The organism is Mycolicibacterium sp. SMGY-1XX, from assembly GCF_059132455.1.
The window spans coordinates 2,153,367-2,173,731 of sequence record NZ_CP101139.1; the positions used below are offsets into that span (position 1 = coordinate 2,153,367).

Consider the following 20,365-nt stretch of genomic DNA (forward strand, 5'->3'; position numbering starts at 1 on the left):
CGATTCTGCCCCATGCCGACGCTTTTCCCGGAGATGGCGCCCTCCAAGTGACGGCCTCCAGGACGAGAGCCGTCTCACATGCCAGGATGGACCCGTGGTGACACATGTGTTGGCTGTGGCCAACCAAAAGGGCGGGGTGGCCAAGACCACAACGGTGGCGTCGCTGGGCGCGGCGATTGCCCAAAATGGTAAGCGGGTGTTGCTGGTCGATCTCGACCCGCAGGGCTGTTTGACGTTCTCGCTGGGGCAGGACCCGGACAAGCTGCCGGTATCGGTCCACGAGGTGCTGCTCGGCGACGTGGAACCGAACGCCGCCCTGGTGCAGACCGACGAAGGTATGACGCTGCTGCCGGCGAATATCGACTTGGCCGGTGCCGAGGCGATGCTGCTGATGCGGGCCGGCCGCGAGTACGCGCTCAAGCGGGCGCTCGCCAAGGTCAACGACGACTTCGACGTGGTGATCATCGACTGTCCTCCGTCGCTGGGGGTGCTGACGCTCAACGGGCTCACCGCCGCCGACGAGGTGATCGTGCCGCTGCAGTGCGAGACGCTGGCGCACCGCGGGGTCGGCCAGTTCCTGCGCACCGTTACCGACGTGCAGCAGATCACCAACTCGGAGCTCAAGCTGCTGGGCGCGCTGCCCACCTTGTACGACTCGCGCACCACGCACAGCCGCGACGTGCTGCTGGATGTGGCCGACCGTTACGACCTGCCGGTGCTGGCTCCGCCGATCCCGCGGACCGTGCGGTTCGCCGAGGCCAGCGCGTCAGGGGCCTCGGTGATCGCGGGCCGCAAGAACAAGGGCGCCGTGGCGTACCGGGAGCTCGCCGATGCCCTGCTCAAACACTGGAAATCGGGCAAGAAGCTGGCCACCTTCACCCCGGAGCTCTGAGCTCACCACAGCGCACTGTGATGGATCACGGCGTCGACCAGGAGCGCGACGCCGGCGACCAGGAACAACGCACGCACACCGATCGGGCCGTAACGGGTGACGTTGCGCACCACCCAGCGCTGCGCCCGCTGGGCCTGCATGTTTCGGCTGGTCGACAACGCCAGTACCGACGCGCACGGCAACACCACGATGGAGCAGTAGCCGACCACCAGCAGCGGCCACAACATGGGCCGCGGGTCTGAGGCCACGATCATGGCCAGCCCGGTCAGGTAGGGGACAGCGGTCGGCGCCTGGCCCAGGCCGACGGCGGACCCGACGAAGCCGAGCAGGTAGGGCCGTCGCCGCATGGTGCCCAGGGCTCCCAACGCCCAGCCTGGCGCGGTGGTCTGGGCGGTCAGCGGGAAGAAGGCGAACGCGATCAACCCGATCCCGAGCAGCAGTTCGGCCCGGTAGCGCATGGTCGGGCTGATCTCGAGGTCGATGAGATCGGTCAGGAAGCTCAGCCCCAGCACCACGCAGATGCCGAAGGTGATCAGCACCCCGAAAACTCCGGTGATGTAGCTCAGCCCCCCGGGGACAGGGGAGCGGCGGTTCAACCGGCTGTCGTAGACGATCGCCGACACCGCGCCGATGTTGAGCACGTTGAGAGAATCCAGCAGCGCCAGGCCGCACAGAGCCAGAACGAGTGCAGTCATCGAGGAAAGGGCCCGCTACTCGCCGAGCGCCGCCAGGGTGCGGCCGCGTTGTTCCAGGATGGTGTTCCCGACGACGGCAGGCACGATGGCGGTATCAGCAGGTGGCCGATCAACGGCGAGGATGCTCTCCCGGGCGCCGGTGGCCGGGTCGTATACCCCGAGTCCGCCGGTGACGGGGACCAGGAGTTTCTCGGCCATCATGACGCCGGGTCCGAGCGGCACCACGGGACCGGATCGCTCGATGGTGTACCGGTATGCGATATCGGTGTTGGAGAACACCATGACGGAGTCGCCGGTCCACCACGTGATCAGATCGCCGGTCTTGGACACCGATCCCTCGGGAAACGCGGACGACGGCGGCTTGGCCAGTGGGTAGTTGCCGATCTCGTTGCCGGTGTCATCGACCACCTGCACATGGGGTTCGGGAACCGGGATGTAGGCCGCGGTGGTGGATCCGGACACCGCCAGCACCTGCGCTCCGGAGTCCGCCAGGACACCGGGTTCGGCGACGTCGCGCACTTCGGGTTCGTCGTCCTCGTCGGACGCCCGCACCAGTGAGAGTTTCAGGTCGGTCTCGCCGGGGCAGAACCGCAACACCGACACCGCGTCAGTGCTGGAGGCTGCCGACAACAGCGCGCATCCGGCCCCGGTGCCCACGTGCACCGGTTTGACGCGGGCATCCACTTCGCCGAACCCGATCACCCGGACCAAGTCCGAGCGCCAGAGTTCGAGCCTCGACCCACCCACCGACAGGATGGTGGTGCCGTCCGCGGAGAGGTCGACGTGGGGGCTGGCCACACCGGAACGTGCCGGGCCGCGCTCACCCGTCGAGGCGTCGACGGTGCTGACCTGTCCGCAGCCTCGGTCGTCGGGATACACCGCGACAGCGTAGTTGTAAACCCATGTGACGCCGCACAATTCGCGATCCCGCGCGTACGTCCAGCGCACCGCGCCGGTGGCCGGGTCACGCCCGTCCATCGTGGATCCGTCGCCGGTGACCACCGTGCCGGCGGCCACCACGGGGACGGTGGTGTGGGGACTGGGCGCAGTCCACAGCTCCTGCAATCGCGACGGCAGGACGGTTGCGGCGGCCGGTGCCGTCGACACGTTGTCGGCCGGTCGGCTGATGGTGGCTCTGGCGTCGCTCGTCCACCAGATGACACCTGCGGTGAGGATCACCGCCGCGGCGATGGCCACGGCGGCGATCACATCACCTCTGGTCCGGCGCTCGGGTCTGACCATGGCGGGCGCTGTGGGTCAGCCGGCGTTGACCGAAGCGTCAGTGGAGGTGGCGGTGTCCGCGGCCTTGCGCGGGCGACGCCGGCGACGGCGCCGCCCGGCGTGCGCGGAATCTCCGGTGGCCGACTCGGCCTCCGTGTCGGTGCCGGACTCGGCGACCTCGGCCTGCTGCTCGACGTGTCCGGTTGCGGTCTTGCCGGCCCGGGTCCGACGACGGCTGCGGGTACGGGTGCGCGGCTTGTCGTCCTCGCCGTCGCTGTCGGAGCGCTCCTTGCGTTCCGGACGCTTCGACGACACCTTCTGCGGGGTGCCGACGGTTCCGGTGGCGTCGCTGGGGATGTGCAGTTCCTCGTAGAGATGCGGCGAGCTGGAATAGGTCTCGGCAGGATCAGGAGTGTCCAGACCCAGCGCCTTGTCGATCAGCGTCCACCGCGCCAACTCATCCCAGTCGACCAGCGTGACGGCGATGCCGGTCTTACCGGCGCGGCCGGTACGGCCGATGCGGTGCACATACGCCTGCTCGTCGTCGGGAATCTGGTAGTTGATGACGTGCGTGATGTCGTCGATGTCGATACCGCGGGCCGCGACGTCGGTGGCCACCAGCACGTCGATGGCGCCGGTGCGGAAGGACTTGAGGGCCTTTTCGCGCGCAATCTGCCCGAGGTCGCCGTGCACGGCGCCGACCTTGAAACCGCGCTCGGCGAGTTCGTCGGACACCTTCTGGGCGGTGCGTTTGGTGCGCGTGAAGACCATGGTCGCGCCGCGGCCCTCGGCCTGCAGGATCCGCGTGACCATCTCCACCTTGTCGAGGGCGTGCGCGCGGTAGACGAACTGCTCGGTGCTGTCGTGGGTGGCCGCCGAATGCGGGGCCTCGGCCCGGATGTGCGTCGGCTGGTTCATGAACGTGCGGGCCAGCGTGATGATGGGGTCCGGCATGGTGGCCGAGAACAACATCGCCTGGCGGTTGTCGGGAGTCAGCCGCAGGATGCGCTCGATATCGGGCAAAAAGCCCAGGTCCAGCATCTCGTCGGCCTCGTCGAGGACGAGCACCGACAGGCCGCCGATCTGCAGGTGGCCCTGCTGGGCCAGATCCAGCAGGCGCCCGGGGGTGCCCACCACGACGTCGGCGCCCTTCTGCAGCGACTCGATCTGGGGTTCGTAGGGACGGCCACCGTAGATGGATACGACCGACAGCGGCCTGGCCGTGTCTGTCCCGGGGCCCGCGTGAAGGTATTTGGCGGCGCCGGAGAGGTCGCCGTACACCTGGATGCAGAGCTCACGGGTGGGAACCACCACGAGAGCGCGCGGGGCGCCGGTCAGCGGGCGCTCGGTGTCGCTGGTGATCTTGTGCAGCAGCGGCACACCGAAGGCCAACGTCTTGCCCATGCCGGTGCGGGCCTGACCGATCAGGTCGTCGCCGGCCATGGCCATGGGGAGGGTGAGCTCCTGGATTGCGAACGGGTGGGATTTGCCCTGCTCATCGAGCGCGCGCACGATTTCGTCGCGAACGCCCAGGTCGGCGAAGGTTTTTGTGATGAGAGTCATACGGTAGGGGTGCAGCCTTTCAAAGTCTCGTCCGAGATCAGTGCTCGTTGGATCACGGCGTGTCGTCACGCGCGCACGAGTTCTGAGAGGAACGAGACCGGGCGCCGCGGGAAAACCACGAGCCGATTCGCTGGGCCCAGTGCGATGACAGTGGGTCACCGGGGTGGGCCAACTGCGTGCACGCACATTACCTAGAAGCGGCGAGAAAACACCGCTTCCTGTACCCATGGTAGCCGGTTACGCAAATAGTGCTGGTCGCCACGTCGGGAATCCGGTGGAAACCGTCTCCGGCGTGGCCGGCACTGTGTCACGAACTACAGTGTGCGCATGAGCTCGATGCAGCCCGCCACGGGTGCTGGTGACCTGGCGTCCAGCCCGCCGGCGCCGGGTTTGTCGGTCGATCATCCGGGGGTCAACGAACTGTTCGCGCTGCTCGCCTATGGCGAGGTGGCCGCGTTCTACCGCCTCTCCGAAGAGGCGCGGATGGCGCCCAACCTCAACGGCCGGATCAACATGGCGAGCATGGCCGCCGCCGAGATGGGCCATTACGAGCTGCTGCGCGACGCGCTGGAGCGCCGGGGTGTCGACGTGGTGCCCGCGATGTCGCGGTACGCGTCGGCGCTGGAGAACTACCACCGCCTGACGACGCCCAGCACGTGGCTCGAGGCGTTGGTCAAGACCTATGTCGGCGACGCCTTGGCCGCCGATTTCTATCTCGAGATCGCCGATGTCCTGCCGCACGAGATCGCCGAGGTGGTCCGTGGAGTCCTGTCCGAGACCGGGCATTCGCAGTTCGTCGTCGACGAGGTGCGTGCGGCGGTCGCGGCCAGCGATATGCAGCGCAGCAGGCTGGCGCTGTGGTCGCGTCGGCTGCTCGGCGAGGCCATCACGCAGGCGCAGTACGTCCTCGCCGACCGTGACGAGCTCGTCGACCTGGTGTTGTCCAGCACCGGTGGACTCGGGCAGATGGCGGATTTCTTCGAACGTCTGCAGCGCACGCATGCCGAGCGCATGACAGAGCTCGGACTGGCTTGACGCGGCCTAACCGGTGCAGGTCGCGATCATCGAGTTGTTGGTCTGCGCCACCAGGGTCGCGCCGGCTGCGTCGGTGATGGCGCAGTTCAACTGGCCTGTGATGCTCGTTGCGGTCACCGATTCGAAGTCCACGCCGGGCCAGAGCACCAGGGTCTTGCTCCACGGCAAGGCCACGTTGACATCGGTGCGCGGCAGGCCCTGCTCGTCGGTGTAGATGACGCTGACCAGATCGAACATCTGCTTGGTGCCGGTGACGGTGTAGGTCACGGTGCGCGGGTCCACCACCGCTGCCGGTGCTGGGGGGGCCGCTTCCGGGGCCAGCGGCGGTGCCACCTCGGGCGGCGGTGCGGCCACGGCCGACGGGGTGGTGGTGATGGTGACGACGGTCTCGGGGGACAGCTGCGGCGGCGGGGGCGCGGCCGGGCTCGGCGGAATGGTGGCGATGACGGTCCGGGGTGTGGTCGAGGTGGCCGGCGGCGTCTCGGTCTGGGCCGTCGGGGTGGCGCTGTCGCTGCGCGTCACCACCACGATGGCGATCACCGCGGCCAACAACACGGCGACCGCCAAGCCGGCGATCCACCGCCAGCGCAGGTCGCGCTCGTAGTACTCGTAGTCCTCGTCGTCATCGAACTCGTCGTCGTGCGCCCGCAGCGAGGAGCGGTACTCCTCGGTGCTGCGGTACCCGCCGCTGCTGTAGAAACCGCTGCCGTATCCAGGGTCATGGTCGCCGCTGTCGTAGCTGCTGATCCTGCGGGTGGGGGTGTCGTCGTGATCGTCGACATAGCTACTGCCCGTGCGGCCGCCCTGACCGCTCCAATACGGCTTGCTCATCGGGTCACCGCCAGTGCCATCCTTTTCACGCACGCCACATACGTCACTTGCTTACCAGCATCGTATCGGCGGGGATGCCCCTGTTGGCCTACGAAAGCGTATGGCCTTGATTGCGATTGGGTCACTATCGGAGCTGGTCGGCGGCCGCTTCGCTGACCGCGAACGCCGTGATGTGAAGCCGGGGCCGCGCGTCCACTAGCCTTCTTGACGTAACTGCTTCGAAGGAAAGGGTCCAGCGTGGAGGTCAAGATCGGTGTCACGGACAGCCCGCGCGAAATCGCGTTCGTCAGCGCGGAGACACCTGATGCGCTGGAGAAGCAGGTGACCAGCGCGTTGTCGCAGGGCGACGGTGTGGTGAGCCTCACCGACGAGAAGGGCCGGCGGTTCCTGATCCAGGCCTCGAAGATCACCTACGTGGAGCTCGGCGCCGCCGACAGCCGCCGCGTGGGCTTCGGAATCGGCAGCGGTCCGGTGACCCCGCCGGCTACGAGCGAGTAAGCGGCACGTGTGACAGACCGCCCCAGATGAACTGGACGGTGCCTTCGATGGCGTCTTCCCGGGAAATGGGGCGGTCATTGTCTACCCAGTAGCGCGCTGAGTCGACGCTGATGCTCACCAGTCCGACGGCGATCATGCGGGCCCGGTGCGGATCCAGGCCGGAGTCGTGGCTGATCAGATCGAACACCGCGTCGGTGCACGCCTCGGTGGCCACCTTGACCTGAGATGACACCTGCGGTTCGGTCACGTAGTCGTTCTCGAAGATCAGCCGGTAGCCCTGGCCGTCCTGCTCGATGAACTCGAAGAACGCCGCAACGGCGGCCCGGACGCGAAGCCGGTTGTCGGTGGTGGTGCGCAACGCCTGCCGCACGCTGGAGACCATGTTGTCGACGTGCTGGGCCAGCACCGCCAGATACAGCTCGAGCTTGCTGGAAAAGTGTTGGTAGAGAACCGGTTTGCTCACCCCGGCGCGGTCGGCGATCTCGTCCATGCCCGCCGCGTGGTACCCGCGGTCCACGAACACCTCACTGGCGGCAACCAGCAACTGGCCACGGCGCTCGTCCCGGGGGAGCCTGCTGCCGCGTCGGTTCGTGCCTGCTGACCCGCTCGTCGGTCGGTTCCCCTCGCCCGCGTTGGCGCCCCGCCGCTCGGTTCTGTTGGCGAGCTCGCTCATCAATTCCTCAATCTGATTTCGTGCAAGGCCGCATCGCGGGTGTTCCGCGAAGGCCCATCGCGACGACATTACTACCCGTTGCCGCTGAACCCACGAATCGATCGCCCGGCACGTCATCTCGGGCGCGCCGAGAACCGGCTGGGTGCACGTTTGTGCCATTCTTGGTCGGTGACCTTCGACCCAGGGCGTCGCGGGCCGAGTCGCGCGCCTGAGTTGCGTAGCGAGTGGCGGGAGCCCCTTCGCGCGCAACGCGACCCGCTGGCCGGGGATTCCGGGCGGGTCAGATCCAACCGCGACGAGCGGCAGCGCTGGCGCAAGCAGACCTGGCTCGGCCGGTTCGTGTCCACCTATGGATGGCGCGCGTATGCACTGCCCATTCTGATGGTGGTGACCGTGCTGGTGGTCTACCAGACCATCACCGGGGCCGAAACCGAAGCGCCCGCCGCCGTCGAGGAACCCGTGCAGGGCCCACCGACCATCGGGGTGGAATCCACCGCCATCATCGGGGCGCCGCCCAAAGGACTCACGCAGTTCGACGCCAACCTGCCCACCGGGATCCTGCCGGCGGGCGGACCCTTCACCGAGGCGGGCGCCAACACCTGGCACGTCGTACCCGGGGTGGAACCGCAGGTGGGGCAGGGCACCGCGAAGGTGTTCACCTATACCGTCGAGATCGAGGACGGGCTGGACACCACATCGTTCGGCGGCGACGACGGCTTCGCGCAGATGGTCAGCCAAACGCTGTCGAATCCGAAGAGCTGGGTGCACAACCCGCAGTTCGCGTTCATCCGCAGCGACGGCAGCGCACCCCCCGATTTCCGGGTCTCGCTCACGTCACCGATGACGATCCGGCAGGGCTGCGGCTACGAGATCCAGATCGAGACGTCCTGTTTCAACCCGGCCTACAGCGCCGTCGCCGGCGCCGCCCCGGAGCCGCGGGTGTTCATCAACGAGGCCCGCTGGGTGCGCGGCGCGGTGCCCTTCCAGGGTGACGTGGGGTCCTACCGTCAGTATCTGATCAATCACGAGGTCGGCCACGCGATCGGCTACCAGCAGCACGAAGCGTGTCCCGGCAACGGCGATCTGGCGCCGATCATGATGCAGCAGACCTTCTCGACGGCGAACAACGACAACGCCCTGTTCGACCCGGGGCAGATCCCGGCCAACGGATTGACGTGCCGGTTCAACCCCTGGCCGTATCCGATCGCCTGATCCCGCCGAAACCGACACACGGGCCCCGAAAGATCGACTCATAGTCAAGTGGTTGAAGAAACATTTACGCGGTTTGGCTAACGAGTGCGGCTAAGCGTTGGGCTGGGGTGTCGAGGTCCAGGGTGGGTCGGGGCCGGGAGTTGAGTTTGTCTTGGACGCGTTTGAGGTCGGCTTTGGTGTGCACGGCCAGGTCGGTGCCCTTTTCGAACCAGAACCGCAGCAGGCGGTTGGTGTTCTCGTTGGTGCCCCGCTGCCAGGGTGAATGCGGGTTGCAGAAGTACACCGGGGCCTTGAGTTCGAGATGAATCCGGGGCCACTGAGCCATCTCCGAGCCGCGATCCCAGGTAATCGATCGGCGCAGATGCTCAGGTAGCTCCCTCATCGCCTCGATCATCGCGGTGGCCACGGACTCGGCGGTGTGGTCGAGCGGAAGGTGCAACAAGATGGTGAACCGGGTGCTGCGTTCCACCAGCGTGCCGATCGCGCTTTGGTGGCCGGCCCCCACGATGAGATCTCCTTCCCAGTGCCCGGGCACGGCCCGGTCGGCGACCTCGGCGGGCCGGTCGCTGATCGTGAACTCGTCGCCGCTGCCATAAACCCCGCGCGGCCCGCCGGCCGCGCCGCGGGTCTTGCGGGTGGCCCGCTTGGTCGACAGGCACTGATGCAGATCAGCGCGCAGCTGGCCACGGGTCTGCACGTAGAGGCACTGATAGATCGTTTCGTGGCTCACCTGTTTGAGCTTGTCATCGGGATGGTCTTGGGCCAACACCTGTGCGATCAACCGGGGGCTCCACCCGTCATCCATCCACGACTCGACCACGGCGCACAAGTCGGGGTCATTGAGCTTGAATGCTTTGGGGCGCCTGGCTTTATGGTGTGCGCGGGCATGGGCCATCAACGCGTGATAGTCACCGTCGGCGCCGCGGTTGCGGGTGGCTTCCTTCCACACCACCGAGCGGTCCCGGTTGATCCGCCGCCCGATCTCGGCGTAACTGAGTCCATCGTCGAGGCCCCGCATGATCGCGACTCGCTCGTCGAGATTGAGGCGGTGCCCCGACCCACCCGGCCCGCCACCACCGACAGCATCACCGATACCGCCACGCTTGCCCGCTGCCAACGCCATCCCGCCAGCTTTGTGCCACCACTCATGACCAGTCCCATGCGACACGCCCAACACCTTCGACGCCGCCGACACCGACTGTCCTGCACACACCCGATCAAACAACGCCCGCTTCAACGACCGCGACGCAGGAACCCCACTCGGCACAGCAAACCCCCACGCTCAGAAATGTTTCTCTGACCGTATGAATCCGCCCGAGTGCGATCGGGCGGAACGCCGGTTTCGACGCATCACCGGACTGTCGGGAAGCTGCCAGGGGCGATTACGGTTGTTCCTAGGACTCGACACGAGTCGGGCGCATCATCCATGCAATCGAGGAGAACAACGGTGTCGTCGTTACCGCCGCTGGTAGCGCCAGCAGCCGAGCTGACCCGCGACGAGGTCGCGCGCTACAGCAGGCATCTCATCATTCCCGACCTGGGTGTCGACGGACAGAAGCGGCTGAAGAACGCCCGGGTGCTCGTCATCGGCGCCGGTGGCCTCGGTTCGCCGACGCTGCTCTACCTCGCCGCCGCGGGTGTGGGCACCATCGGCATTGTCGAATTCGACGTGGTTGACGAGTCGAATCTGCAGCGCCAGATCATCCACGGCCAGTCCGACATCGGCCGGTCCAAGGCGCAGAGCGCCCGGGATTCGGTGCGCGAGATCAATCCGCTCGTCGAGGTGCGCCTGCACGAGTTGCGTCTGGAACCCGAGAACGCGGTCAATCTGTTCAAGCAGTACGACCTGATCCTCGATGGCACCGACAACTTCGCCACGCGGTACCTGGTCAACGACGCCGCGGTCCTGGCCGGTAAGCCCTACGTCTGGGGCTCGATCTACCGGTTCGAAGGCCAGGTCTCGGTGTTCTGGGAAGACGCGCCGGACGGCCTGGGGCTGAACTACCGCGACCTGTACCCCGAACCGCCACCACCCGGAATGGTGCCGTCGTGCGCCGAGGGCGGCGTGCTCGGCATCCTGTGTGCGTCGATCGCGTCGGTCATGGGCACCGAGGCCATCAAGCTGATCACCGGTATCGGTGACACGCTGCTGGGCCGGCTGATGGTGTACGACGCACTCGACATGACCTATCGCACCATCAAGATCCGCAAGGATCCGGCGACGCCGAAGATCACTGAACTGATCGACTACGAGGCGTTCTGTGGTGTGGTCTCCGATGCCGCCGCCGATGCCGCTGCGGGCTCGACGATCACTCCGCGTGAGCTTCGAGAGCTGCTGGACTCGGGCAAGAACATCGCCCTGATCGACGTCCGCGAACCGGTCGAGTGGGATATCAACCACATCCAGGGTGCGGAGTTGGTGCCCAAGTCGGCCATCGAGGCAGGCGACGGGCTGGCCAAGCTGCCGCACGACCGCACGCCGGTGTTGTACTGCAAGACCGGTGTTCGTTCGGCGGAGGCGCTGGCGGTGATCAAGAAGGCCGGGTTCTCCGACGCGCTGCATCTGCAGGGTGGAATCGCGGCGTGGGCAAAACAAATCGAGCCCGACATGGTGACGTACTGACGTAAGTGGCGATCTGGGACGCACGGTGTGCTTGGCCGGCCGGCTGCGCAGTGACGTACTGACGTAAGTGGCGATCTGGGACGCACGGTGTGCCTTGGCCGGCCGGCGGCGCAGTGACGTACTGACGGAGATCACTGCGACACAACACGGCACACGCTGATCAGCGACCCGGTTAGCCGGGTCGGCGACGATAGGCTGACGCCATGACTGTCGATGCGCCGCCGGATCATGTGTTGGCGGCGTTCGGGCTCGGGGGAGTTCGGCCAACGCCGCTGGGTTCGAGCTGGGAAGGTGGCTGGCGCTGCGGCGAAGTGGTGCTCTCCATGGTCGCCGACCACGCACGTGCGGCATGGTCGGCCAAAGTGCGCGAGACGCTGTTCGTCGACGGAGTCCGCCTGGCCCGGCCCGTGCGTTCGACCGATGGCCGGTACGTGGTGTCCGGCTGGCGTGGCGACACCTTCGTCGCGGGCACTCCGGAACCACGGCATGACGAAGTGGTGTCGGCGGCGGTGCGTCTGCACGAAGCCACGGCCACGCTGGAGCGTCCGCGATTCCTGACACAACCGCCGGTGGCGCCGTGGGCCGATGTCGACGTGTTCATCGCCGCGGACCGCGCCGCGTGGGAAGAACGCCCGCTGCACTCCTTGCCCGCCGGTGCGCGGGTGTCGCCGGGCTCGGCGGACGGACAGCGGTCGGTCGACCTCATCAATCAGCTGGCGACACTGCGCAAGCCGACGAAGAGCCCGAACCAGTTGGTGCACGGGGATCTGTACGGCACGGTGCTGTTCGCCGGTACCGCTGCGCCGGGGATCACCGACATCACCCCGTATTGGCGCCCGACGTCATGGGCGGCCGGCGTCGCCGTCGTCGACGCACTGGCCTGGGGGGAAGCCGACGACGGTCTGATCGAACGCTGGAATGCCTTGCCCGAATGGCCGCAGATGTTGTTGCGGGCATTGATGTTCCGTCTCGCGGTACACGCACTGCATCCGCGGTCGACGGCGGCCGCGTTCCCCGGGTTGGCCCGCACCGCGGCACTGGTTCGCCTGGCGCTCTAGAACACGTGACGTACGTCGGCCAACGGGATGCGCCCGTCGGTCGCCAACACTCCCTCGGCGCGCAGCAGTTCGAGTTGGCGGGTGGCCAGATGCGGGGCCGGCCGGCCCGAACTCCTGATCACGCGGTGCCAGGGCAGATCCGAGGAATCGGTGCGCATGATCCACGCGACGATGCGTGGACTGGAAAGCTCAGCGGCAGAGGCGATGTCACCGTAGGTGGACACCCGGCCCGCCGGGATGGCCGCCACCAGCGCGCGTACCCGCTCCACCTGGTCGTCGGTGATCGGCGCCATCATCTACGGCCCAGGATGCTGCGGATGACTGCGGCGGTCTGCTCGGGTTTGGCCTGGGCCACCATGTGATCGCAGTCCAGGTCCACCAATTCGAAGTCGTCACCCAGGCGCTCCTGCAGACCGGTGAGCAGCGCACCGGTGACGTACGGCGGTGACGTCCGGGTGGCGCGCACCACGATGGTCGGAGTTCCTTTCTGAGGCAGCGACATCGGCCGCGCCAGCTCACTCCAGTAGGACATCATCGCCGGAACCCCGATGCGCCAGCCCACCCGGCCGTTGGGCAGGTCCACCAGGTGCTCGTCGAGCTCGGCGTCGAGTTGGGCATCGTCGACGTCGCCCCACGAACCCGAGCGCTTCTCGTTGCGGGCTTCCGCCCTGTCGGTGTAGTCGGGTGAGGCGAACATCGAGTCGGCGATCTCGCGCATCCAGTCTCCGTCGAGCCCCACCGCCGGATCCAGGAGCACCAGCCCGGCGACCAGTTCGGGCCGGGTGGCGGCCAGGTGCAGTGCAATGGCGCCGCCGAACGAGTGGCCCACCACCACAACAGGTTCGGCGAGTGCTGCAGCCAGCGCAGCGGCGTTGGCGTCGATGGTCCAGGGCGCCCGCCACGGTGAGCGCCCGTGGCCGAGCAGGTCCGGAGCCGCCACCGCCACCTCAGGCAGATGCCGGGTGGCCAGGTGCTCCCAGCGACGACCGTGACCGGTCAAGCCGTGGATGGCCAGGACCTGGGGGGCGGTGGCGGGTCCGTAGCGGTGAAGGTGTAGTTCTGCGCTCACAGCTCTAGATGGTGCCAGCTCGCACCGACTTGTCGGACCCCCGTGGTGTCATTCCGGTCATGACCACACCGACCTCGACCGCGCGGCTGCACAGCGTCACCCGGTGGCCCACCCAGGCCTCGGCACTGTTCGATCCGCAGTGCGGCGGGGTGGTCCGGGTGCTCGGAGGTGCGGGCACCGGCAAGAGCAGCCTGTTGGTGGACACCGCGGTGGCACGGATTTCTGCGGGCGCCGACACCGAATCGGTGCTGCTGCTCACCGGTTCCGGCCGTCCGGGCGCCCGGGCCAGAGCCGCCCTCACCTCGGCGTTGCTCGCTGCCGGCGCCGATGAGCAGCACCAGTCGGTGGTGCGCCAGCCGCTGGTGCGGTCGGTGCACGCCTACGCGTTCGCGGTGTTGCGTCTGGCCGCGCAGCGCGCCGGTGACCCACCGCCGCGCCTGATCACCAGCGCCGAGCAGGACGGCATCATCCGGGAGCTGCTGGAAGGAGACATCGAAGACGGTGCGCAATGGTGGCCACCGCAGTTGCGCGCCGCACTGGGCACCGCCGGTTTCGCCACCGAACTGCGTGATCTGTTGGCGCGCTGCGCTGAACGTGGCATCGACCCGCAGCAGCTGCAGCGGCTGGGCCGCGCGTCGCGCCGCCCGGAATGGACTGCGGCAGGCAAGTTCGCGCAGCAGTACGAGCAGGTGATGCTGCTGCGTTCGGCGGTGGGCATGGCCGCGCCCCAGGCCACCGTTCCCGCGTTGGGTGCCGCTGAACTCGTCGGTGCGGCGCTGGAGGCTTTCGCCACCGACCCTGACCTGCTGGCCGCCGAACACGCCCGCATCGGCACTCTGCTTGTCGACGACGCGCAACATCTGGACCCGCAAGCCGCGCGTCTGGTGCGCGCCTTGGCCTCCGGGGTGGGGCTCACGGTCCTCGCCGGCGATCCCAACCAGGCGGTTTTCGGGTTCCGGGGCGCCGACCCGGCGCTGCTGTTGGCCGGCGATTCGCCCGCCATCATCCTCGAGACCAGCCACCGGTGCGCACCGGCCATCGCGGCGGCGGTCAGTGCTGTGGCGGCCCAGTTACCGGGAGCGGGGCCCGCGCGGGCCATCGCCGGCAGCGGCGCTGAACCGGGTTCGGTCACCACGCGGTTGGCGGCCTCCGAGCACGCCGAGGCGGGGCTGATCGCCGACACCCTGCGGCGCGCACACCTGGTGGACGGCATCGCGTGGTCGCAGATGGCGGTGATCGTGCGTTCGGTACCGCGCGCGGCGGGCTTGCCGCGGATCCTGATGGCCGCAGGCGTGCCGGTCGCGGCCCCGTCCAGCCACGCTCCGCTGCCGGACAACGCGATCGTGCGGGCGTTGTTGACGGCCTTGGTGGCCGGATCCGACGGACTCACCGGCGAACGTGCGCAATTCCTGCTGACCGGCCCGATCGGCCGGGTCGATCCAGTGTCGTTGCGCCAGTTGAGGCGGACGTTGCGCAGGCTCGGTGGAGACGCGACGGCAGACTTCGGTGAGCTGCTCGCCACCGCGTTGCGCGACGGCGTTCCCGCCGGGCTCGCTCCGGCCCACGCCCGCCCGCTGCGCCGGGTTGCTGCGGTGCTCCAGGCAGTGTCGGGTGGGCATGGCCAGGATCCGCGTTCAGTGCTCTGGGAAGCGTGGCACCGGTCCGGCCTGCAACGGCGGTTGCTGACCCTCAGTGAACGCGGCGGCCCCGGCGGCGCCCGGGCAGAACGCGATCTCGATCACGTGACCGAGCTGTTCGCCGTCACCGACGGCTATGTGTCCCGGACCGCGGGCGCGTCGCTGGCCGGCCTGGTCGATCATGTTGAAGGCCTGGGTCTTCCGGTCCGCACTCCCGAGCCCGTCGAGACGCCCGAAGCGGTCACCATCGTCAGTCCGCACCAGGCGATCGGCGGTGAATGGGACCTCGTCATCGTGGCGGGGCTGCAGGAAGGTCTGTGGCCCAACACCGTTCCGCGCGGCGGGATCCTGGGCACCCAGCGGCTACTGGACACCCTCGACGGGCTCGGCGCGGAGGTCTCGGCCACAGCACCGCTGGTTGCCGAGGAGCGGCGGCTGCTGATCACCGCGATGGGTCGGGCCCGGCGCCGGTTGGTCGTCACCGCGGTCGAAGGTGATGGCGCGGACTCCGACGGCCTGGCCATCCCGTCGCCGTTCTTCACCGACATCGCCGCATTCGGCGCCGGTGAGGACACCGCGGCGCCGCCCCCGGAGCCCGTGGTGGCGCCGCGGGTGTTGTCGGCACCCGCGGTGGTCGGGCAACTGCGTGCGGTGGTCTGCGCTCCCGACGGTGTGGTCGACGCACAGCTGCGTACCCGGGCTGCGGCGCAGCTCGCCCGTCTGGCCAGGGCGGGGGTGCCCGGTGCGGACCCCGGACGCTGGTACGGCATGACGCCGGTGAGCACCGACGCTCCGCTGTGGAGCGGTGACGGCCACACCGTCACGCTGTCGCCCTCCACGCTGCAGACCCTGCAGGACTGCCCGCTGCGGTGGCTGCTGGAACGCCACGGGGGTAGTGACGCTCGTGAATTGCGTTCCACCATAGGCACTCTCGTGCACGCCTTGGTCGCCCAGCCCAACCGCACCGAGGCGCAGCTCACGGCCGATCTCGATGCCATCTGGCAGCAACTGCCGTTCGAGGCTCAGTGGTTCGCCCGCAATGAGTTGGCACGGCACCGGGAAATGGTGAGCGCCTTCACCCAGTGGCACGCCGACACCCGTCATGAACTGACCGAGGTCGGGGTCGAGGTGGATGTCGACGGTGTGGTGGTCAACCCCGGTGACGACGGTCCGGGTGTGCGGGTGCGTGGTCGTGTCGACCGATTGGAGCGTGATGCCGAAGGCCGGCTGGTGGTGGTCGACGTCAAGACCGGCAAGACGCCTGTGAGCAAGGATGACGCGCAGCGGCATGCGCAGCTCGCGTTGTATCAGCTCGCCATCGCCGAGGGGGTGCTACCCGACGGCGCACAGCCCGGGGGAGCGCGTCTGGTCTATGTCGGTAAGTCCAGCTCCGGCGGCGCCACCGAGCGCAGCCAGGACCCGATGACACCGCAGAGTCGTGAAGAATGGCGGACCCAGATCCGCCAGGCCGCGGCCGCGACTGCGGGTCCGCAGTATGTTGCACGGGTCAACGACGGATGCGGGCACTGCCCGGTGCGCTCGTTCTGCCCGGCCCACAACGGTGGACAGGAGTCCTGATGACGGTGTCGTCGCCGGTCGGCGTCCGGTTCAGTCCCGCCGAACTCGCTGCTGCCCTGGGCCTTCCGCAACCCACCGACGAGCAAGCCGCGGTCATCTCGGCGGCTCCTGGCCCGCTGGTGGTCATCGCGGGTGCCGGTGCCGGTAAGACCGAAACCATGGCGGCCCGGGTGGTGTGGCTGGTCGCCAACGGCTTCGCCGAACCGGGTCAGGTGCTGGGCCTGACCTTCACCCGTAAGGCGGCCGGTCAACTGCTGCGCCGGGTCCGCTCCCGGCTGAGCCGGCTGGCCGGAACCGGTTTGGCCACAGTCGAATCCGCTGAACCCGTCACCGTCAGCACCTACCACGCCTTCGCCGGTACGCTGCTGCGCGAGCACGGTCTGCTGTTGCCGGTGGAACCCGACAGCCGGTTGTTGTCCGAGACCGAGCTGTGGCAGCTGGCCTACGACGTGGTGTGCAGTCACCCCGGTGACCTGGACACCGGCAAGACTCCGGCCGCGGTGACGGCGATGGTGCTGCGGTTGTCCGGCCAGCTGGCCGAGCACCTGGTCAGCACAGACCAGCTGCGCGACACCCACCTCGAGCTCGAGCGACTGGTGCACACGCTGCCCGCGGCGCCGTACCAGCGTGACCGGGGCCCCAGTCAGTGGCTGTTGCGTCTGCTGGCCGCCCAGACCGACCGGGCCGAGCTGGTACCCCTGATCGAGGCGCTGCACGATAGGTTGCGGGCCGAGAAAGCCATGGATTTCGGAATGCAGATGTCTGCCGCGGCCCGGTTGGCATCGGAGCACCCGCAGGTCGGGGTGCAGCTGCGGCAGCGCTTCCGCGTCGTGCTGCTCGACGAATACCAGGACACCGGCCATGCCCAGCGAGTGGCGCTGTCCGGATTGTTCGGTGGTGGCGCCGACGACGGTCTGGCGCTGACCGCGGTCGGGGACCCCATCCAGTCGATCTACGGCTGGCGTGGCGCCTCGGCCACGAATCTGCCGCGGTTCACCACCGATTTCCCGTACGCCGACGGCACCCCGGCGCCGTCGCTCGAACTGCGGACCAGTTGGCGTAACCCGCCGAGCACCCTGCGGGTGGCCAACGCGATTTCTGCTGAAGCCCGGCGCCGTTCGGTGGCGGTGCGGGAGCTGCGCGCGCGACCCGGCGCCGACGAGGGCACGGTGCGGTGCGCACTGTTCACCGATGTGGAGGTCGAACGAGGTTGGGTGGCCGACCAGATCGCGGCGCGGTATCAGGCGGCGGCCGATCTGGGCGCACCCCCGCCCACGGCCGCGGTGCTGGTTCGCCGCAACGCCGATGCGGTTCCGATGGCCACCGCGCTGCGCGCCCGCGGCGTGCCGGTCGAGGTGGTGGGACTGGCCGGTCTGCTGGCGATCGACGAAGTCGCCGACGTGGTGGCGATGTTGCGACTCATCGCAGATCCGGTCGCCGGTGCGGCGGCGATGCGGGTGCTGACCGGGCCGCGCTGGCGGCTGGGGGCCAGCGATATCGCCGCGCTGTGGCGCCGGGCCCGCCAGCTCGACGCGGGGCCGCGGTCGGCCGCCACCTCAGCACCGGAGGGCCCGCAAGCCGTTGTCGCGCAGGCCTCACCCGAGGCTGACACCGCCTGCCTCGCCGACGCCATCTGCGACCCCGGCCCCGCCGAGGCCTACTCGGCGGCGGGGTTCCAGCGCATCTGCGCGCTCGGGGACGAGCTGACGACACTGCGGGCCCACCTCGGTTATTCGGTGTCGGACCTGGTGGCCGAGGTGCGCCGCATCACCTGCATCGACATCGAGGCCCGGGCGGTGCCCACCGGCGGTGACGGATGGTCGGGCGCCGAACAGCTCGACGCTTTCGCCGGCGTCGTCGATGCCTATGCGGCCCGCGGGGCCACCGGTGCGGGTAATGACATCGCGGGCCTCCTGGCGTATCTGGACGTGGCCCAGGAGGTCGAGAACGGTCTGGCTCCGGCCGAGGTCACGGTGGCCGCCGACCGGGTGCAGATCCTGACGGTGCATGCAGCCAAAGGGCTGGAGTGGGAGGTCGTCGCGGTGCCGCACCTGGCGGGTCGGGTCTTCCCCTCCACCGCGGCGCGCAGCACCTGGCTCACCGACGCCGGTGAACTGCCGCCGCTGCTGCGCGGTGACCGGGCGGGCCTGGGTGAGCATGGTGTCCCGGTGCTGGACACCTCGACGGTGACGGACCGAAAGCAGTTGTCCGATACGGTGACTGAACACCGTAAGCAGCTCGATCAGCGCCGGGTCGACGAGGAACGCCGGTTGCTGTACGTGGCGATCACCCGCGCCGAGGACACCCTGCTGCTGTCCGGGCACCACTGGGGCGCCACCGAAAGCAAGCCTCGCGGCCCTTCGGACTTCCTGGTCGAGTTGAAAGACATCATCGAGGCCGCCGCCGCTGATGGTGCACCCTGTGGTGTGGTCGAGCACTGGGCGCCGGCCCCGTCCGAAGGTGAGTCGAACCCCTTGCGCGACAAGGTGATCGAAGCGGTGTGGCCGGCGGACCCGGCTTCGCTGCGCCGGGGAGACATCGAGCGGGGAGCGGCGCTGGTCCAGGCCGCCCTACGCGGTGACGGTCCAGCCGCCGACGAGGACGACGCCTGGTCGGCCGATGTCGATGCACTCCTGGCAGAACGCGAGCGTGCTCCCGAAGAGCCCAGCACGACGCTGCCTGGCCAGCTCTCGGTCAGCAACCTCGTGGAGCTGGGACGTGACCGGGCCGCCGCACTTCGCCGGTTCCACCGCCGGCTGCCGGTACGGCCCGACCCGAACGCGTTGCTCGGTACCGCTTTTCACGATTGGGTGCAACGGTTCTACGGCGCTGAGCGGCTCTTCGACCTGGAGGATCTGCCCGGTGCGGTCGACGGTGAGATGGCTGCCGCCGAGGCCGAGGAACTCGCCGAACTCCAGGCGGCGTTCATGGCTTCGCAGTGGGCGGCCCGAACCCCGGTCGACGTCGAGGTGCCGTTCGAGATGGCGCTCGGCGAGCACGTGGTGCGAGGACGCATCGATGCCGTCTTCGCCGACAAGGACGGCGGCGTGACGGTGCTGGACTGGAAGACCGGTGCGCCACCGGCGGGAGAGGACGCCCAGCGGCAGGCCGCCATTCAGCTCGGCGTGTACCGGTTGGCGGTCGCGGCGTTGCACGGCTGCCCGGAGTCCTCGGTGCGGGCGGTGTTCCACTATGTCCGCAGCGGCCGAACCGTCACTCCGGACGTGCTGCCCGGGCGCGAGGAGCTGAGTGCGTTGCTGGCCGGGCCCGGGTCGGAACCCGGGCCCGGCGAGGTCAGGATTCCCGTCGGATCTTCAGGGCCTGAGTGATCATCGGGAACTGCAGCGGCAGTCTGGCGATGGCGAGCAGCCGCATCGGCCAGGGCTTGTCCCACCACAGCCGCACCATGTTGATGTTCCCGGGGTACACCCCGAGGAACAGCACCACGGCGGCCAGCGCACCCAGGCGGCGGGTGCTCGGCGGGATCAGCAGCGCCGCCGTGCCCACCTCGGCCACCCCGGAGGCGTAGGTGTAGAACCGGGGGCTGCCCGGCAGCTCGGTGGGAATGATGGAATCGAACGGTTTGGGAGCCACGAAGTGCAGCACCCCGATACCGGTCAGCATCGCTGCCATCCGGTAGGCGCGGTTCTGGTTTGCCTTGCCGGCGGTGCTCTCGAGGGTGTTCGACGTCATGATGTCTCCAGTCTCATGGTTACATGATGTCGTGCGCCGGGATGACCCGATGAGAGAGCCGGATTTCGGTCCGGAAATTCCTGTATC

The 20,365-nt window shown here is 68.4% G+C and carries 17 protein-coding genes; 8 read left to right on the plus strand and 9 right to left on the minus strand.

What is annotated here, in order from left to right; genetic code table 11:
- Nucleotides 1-97: 97 nt before the first annotated feature.
- Nucleotides 98-892, plus strand: a complete 795-nt coding sequence (locus NL241_RS10605) for a ParA family protein (protein ID WP_487695794.1) — start codon at nt 98-100, stop codon at nt 890-892.
- Between the two features lie 2 nt (nt 893-894).
- Here the strand turns inward: NL241_RS10605 and NL241_RS10610 are convergent, their stop codons facing one another.
- Genes NL241_RS10610 through NL241_RS10620 form a run of 3 tightly spaced genes read right to left on the minus strand, consistent with a single transcriptional unit; the run spans nt 895 to nt 4,371 of the window.
- Complete coding sequence (locus NL241_RS10610; protein ID WP_487695671.1) at nt 895-1,587, minus strand: GAP family protein; 693 nt, start codon at nt 1,585-1,587, stop codon at nt 895-897.
- A 15-nt stretch (nt 1,588-1,602) separates the two neighbouring features.
- On the minus strand, nt 1,603-2,829 hold the full coding sequence (locus NL241_RS10615) for an Rv3212 family protein (RefSeq protein WP_494397488.1): 1,227 nt from the start codon (nt 2,827-2,829) through the stop codon (nt 1,603-1,605).
- A 15-nt stretch (nt 2,830-2,844) separates the two neighbouring features.
- A complete protein-coding gene (locus NL241_RS10620) occupies nt 2,845-4,371 on the minus strand; it encodes a DEAD/DEAH box helicase (protein WP_487695668.1) in 1,527 nt (508 codons plus the stop codon).
- Nucleotides 4,372-4,698: 327 nt separating this feature from the next.
- Between NL241_RS10620 and NL241_RS10625 the strand changes: the two genes are divergently transcribed.
- The gene (locus NL241_RS10625) at nt 4,699-5,406 is read left to right on the plus strand and encodes a ferritin-like fold-containing protein (RefSeq protein ID WP_494397489.1); all 708 of its coding nucleotides are present in this window, start codon (nt 4,699-4,701) and stop codon (nt 5,404-5,406) included.
- Nucleotides 5,407-5,412: 6 nt separating this feature from the next.
- Here NL241_RS10625 and NL241_RS10630 read toward each other — a convergent pair whose 3' ends face one another.
- The gene (locus tag NL241_RS10630) at nt 5,413-6,237 is read right to left on the minus strand and encodes a hypothetical protein (protein WP_494397490.1); all 825 of its coding nucleotides are present in this window, start codon (nt 6,235-6,237) and stop codon (nt 5,413-5,415) included.
- Between the two features lie 237 nt (nt 6,238-6,474).
- Here NL241_RS10630 and NL241_RS10635 point away from each other — a divergent pair, with 237 nt between their 5' ends.
- Entirely contained in the window at nt 6,475-6,735 is a 261-nt protein-coding gene (locus NL241_RS10635; RefSeq protein ID WP_487695665.1) for a DUF3107 domain-containing protein, read from the plus strand.
- Here the strand turns inward: NL241_RS10635 and fasR are convergent.
- Entirely contained in the window at nt 6,722-7,408 is a 687-nt protein-coding gene (gene fasR, locus NL241_RS10640) for an HTH-type transcriptional activator FasR (RefSeq protein ID WP_487695663.1), read from the minus strand. The genes NL241_RS10635 and fasR overlap by 14 nt on opposite strands.
- A 168-nt stretch (nt 7,409-7,576) precedes the next feature.
- Here fasR and NL241_RS10645 point away from each other — a divergent pair, with 168 nt between their 5' ends.
- Nucleotides 7,577-8,620, plus strand: a complete 1,044-nt coding sequence (locus tag NL241_RS10645) for a DUF3152 domain-containing protein (RefSeq protein WP_494397491.1) — start codon at nt 7,577-7,579, stop codon at nt 8,618-8,620.
- A gap of 64 nt (nt 8,621-8,684) precedes the next feature.
- On the opposite strand, the gene NL241_RS10650 is transcribed toward NL241_RS10645, so the two are convergent.
- Nucleotides 8,685-9,887, minus strand: a complete 1,203-nt coding sequence (locus tag NL241_RS10650) for an IS30 family transposase (RefSeq protein ID WP_487697449.1) — start codon at nt 9,885-9,887, stop codon at nt 8,685-8,687.
- Nucleotides 9,888-10,046: 159 nt separating this feature from the next.
- Between NL241_RS10650 and moeZ the strand changes: the two genes are divergently transcribed.
- Complete coding sequence (gene moeZ, locus NL241_RS10655) at nt 10,047-11,243, plus strand: adenylyltransferase/sulfurtransferase MoeZ (RefSeq protein ID WP_494397492.1); 1,197 nt, start codon at nt 10,047-10,049, stop codon at nt 11,241-11,243.
- A 203-nt stretch (nt 11,244-11,446) separates the two neighbouring features.
- A complete protein-coding gene (locus NL241_RS10660; RefSeq protein ID WP_487695658.1) occupies nt 11,447-12,301 on the plus strand; it encodes a TIGR02569 family protein in 855 nt (284 codons plus the stop codon).
- Here the strand turns inward: NL241_RS10660 and NL241_RS10665 are convergent.
- Both NL241_RS10665 and NL241_RS10670 read right to left on the minus strand, forming a co-directional pair.
- Nucleotides 12,298-12,594, minus strand: coding sequence for an MGMT family protein (locus NL241_RS10665; RefSeq protein ID WP_487695791.1), 297 nt, complete (start codon nt 12,592-12,594; stop codon nt 12,298-12,300). The two genes, NL241_RS10660 and NL241_RS10665, sit on opposite strands and share 4 nt — an antisense overlap.
- Nucleotides 12,594-13,370, minus strand: coding sequence for an alpha/beta fold hydrolase (locus tag NL241_RS10670; RefSeq protein WP_487695657.1), 777 nt, complete (start codon nt 13,368-13,370; stop codon nt 12,594-12,596). The genes NL241_RS10665 and NL241_RS10670 overlap by 1 nt, the downstream gene beginning before the upstream one ends.
- A gap of 59 nt (nt 13,371-13,429) precedes the next feature.
- Between NL241_RS10670 and NL241_RS10675 the strand changes: the two genes are divergently transcribed.
- Together NL241_RS10675 and NL241_RS10680 are read left to right on the plus strand one after the other, a co-directional pair.
- Nucleotides 13,430-16,585, plus strand: coding sequence for an ATP-dependent helicase (locus NL241_RS10675; RefSeq protein WP_494397493.1), 3,156 nt, complete (start codon nt 13,430-13,432; stop codon nt 16,583-16,585).
- Entirely contained in the window at nt 16,525-19,914 is a 3,390-nt protein-coding gene (locus NL241_RS10680) for an ATP-dependent DNA helicase (protein WP_494397494.1), read from the plus strand. Before NL241_RS10675 ends, NL241_RS10680 begins: the two co-directional genes overlap by 61 nt.
- Here the strand turns inward: NL241_RS10680 and NL241_RS10685 are convergent.
- Nucleotides 19,880-20,278, minus strand: a complete 399-nt coding sequence (locus NL241_RS10685) for a DoxX family protein (RefSeq protein WP_487695652.1) — start codon at nt 20,276-20,278, stop codon at nt 19,880-19,882. The genes NL241_RS10680 and NL241_RS10685 overlap by 35 nt on opposite strands.
- Nucleotides 20,279-20,365: the final 87 nt, after the last annotated feature.